Source organism: Streptococcus sp. HMSC078H03, assembly GCF_001808655.1.
Taxonomy (GTDB): Bacteria; Bacillota; Bacilli; order Lactobacillales; family Streptococcaceae; genus Streptococcus; species Streptococcus salivarius_G.
Map to the genome: position 1 here is coordinate 37,856 of NZ_KV794103.1, position 2,122 is coordinate 39,977.

At 43.9% G+C, this 2,122-nt stretch carries 1 pseudogene; it reads right to left on the reverse strand.

The annotated features are described in order from the left end of the window. A pseudogene (locus HMPREF2607_RS05135) lies at positions 1–2,122 on the reverse strand (CshA family fibrillar surface protein C); the annotation flags it as partial.

Genomic DNA, 2,122 nt, shown 5'->3' on the forward strand with positions numbered 1-2,122 from the left:
CACGGCTGTCACCTTCAGTAAATTCAGGCTTACCTGTTTGAGTTTGACCTTGTTTACCTGTTGATGTTGTTGGTTCAGCAGTTGGTGTAACTGGAGTTACAGTTGGTGTGTATGTTGCAGTAACTGGAGTACCGTTCTTATCAACACGTTTCACGGTTACACCTGTACCTGTTCCTGTGAATGATTTTTCTGGTACGAAGGTTACTGTTCCGTCTGGAGCAACTGTGTAAGTTCCTTCGCCTGGAATGGTCTTCGTAGTTGTTCCATCTTCAAAGGTTGCTGGAACATCATCATCCATTGGGATTGCAGGGTTACCAGGTTTGAAGCTTGGTGTACCTGTTTGAGTTTTACCTTGGATATCTGTAGATGTTGCAGGGTCAGCAGTTGGTACAACCGGAGTAATCTTAGGTGTGTAGGTTGTTTCAGCAACAGTTCCGTTTGTGTCTTTGGCTTGAACTTTAACTGGAACGACTTCACCTGAGTATGATTTATCAGTTGGTGTGAAGGTTACAACACCAGTTTCTTTATCAACTGTGAAGGTACCGATCACATCACCTGTTGGTGATTTCGCATCTACTGATGCTGCTAGTTGGCCATTTTCATCAAGAAGAGTAATGGTATCTTTGTTGATTGGCGCAACTGGATCACCTTCTGTGAAGGTTACAGTTCCAGTTTGAACCACACCTTGAGGGGCTTCTGATTCAGCTGGAGTTGCTGTAGGAGTTACTGGAGTTACAGTTGGTGTGTACTTAGCTGTAACTGGTGTACCATTCTTATCAACACGTTTCACAGTTACGCCTGTACCTGTTCCTGTGAATGATTTTTCTGGAACAAATGTTACGGTTCCGTCTGGAGCAACAGTGTAAGTTCCTTCACCTGGAATGTTCTTGGTTGTTGAGCCATCTTCAAATGTTGCAGGTGTATCATCATCCATTGGAACATTTGGATTACCTGGTGTGAAGGTTGGTGTACCTGTTTGCGTTTGACCTTGTTTGTCAGTAGATGTTGTATCTTCTGCAGTTGGTGTTACCGGTGTTACAGTTGGTGTGTAGGTTGCAGAAGCTTTTGTTCCGTTCTTATCTTCGCGGACAACTGTCACTGCTGGTGATTTACCTGTGAATGATTTCTCAGGAACAAAGGTTACCGTTCCGTCTGCTGCTACTGTGTAAGTACCAACGCCGTCTACTGTCTTAGTCGTTGAGCCATCGTCGAAGGTTGCAGGAACATCATCGTTCATTGGTACACGGCTATCGCCTGCAGTAAATTCAGGTTTACCAGTTTGTGTCGCACCTTGGATATCTGTTGTTTCAGCTGGTGCAGCTGTTGGAGTTACTGGTGTCACAGTTGGTGTGTACTTAGCTGTGATTTCAGTACCGTTCTTATCCACGCGTTTCACTGTTACGCCTGTAGCGGTTCCAGTGAATGATTTTTCTGGTACGAAGGTTACTGTTCCATCTGGAGAAACAGTGTAAGTTCCTTCACCATCTACTGTTTTAGTGGTTGAACCATCTTCAAAGGTCGCTGGAGTATCTTCATCGATTGGAACATTTGGATCACCTTCAATAAAGGTTGGTTTACCAGATTGTGTTTGACCTTGGATGTCAGTCGATGTAGCATCTTCAGAAGTTGGAACAACTGGAGTAATTTTCGGTGTATAAGTTGTTTCAACTGTAGTTCCGTTTGTATCAGCTGCTTGAACCTTAACTGGGACAACATCACCTGAATAAGATTTATCTGTTGGTGTGAAAGTAACTAAACCTGTATCTTTATCAACTGTGTATGTACCGATCACATCACCTGCTGGTGATTTCGCTTCTACTGATGCTGCTGGTTGACCATTTTCATCAAGAAGAGTAATCGAATCCTTGTTAATTGGAGCTACTTCATCACCTTCAGTAAAGGTTACAGTGCCAGTTTGAACAAGACCTTGAGGTCCAGTAGATTCAGCTGGTGTTGCTGTTGGAGTTACTGGAGTTACAGTTGGTGTGTAAGTTGCAGAAGCTTTGGTTCCGTTCTTATCTTCACGAACAACCGTTACGGCTGGTGCTTTACCTGTGAATGATTTCTCAGGAACAAAGGTTACCGTTCCGTCTGCTGCTACTGTGTAAGTACCAACGCCGTC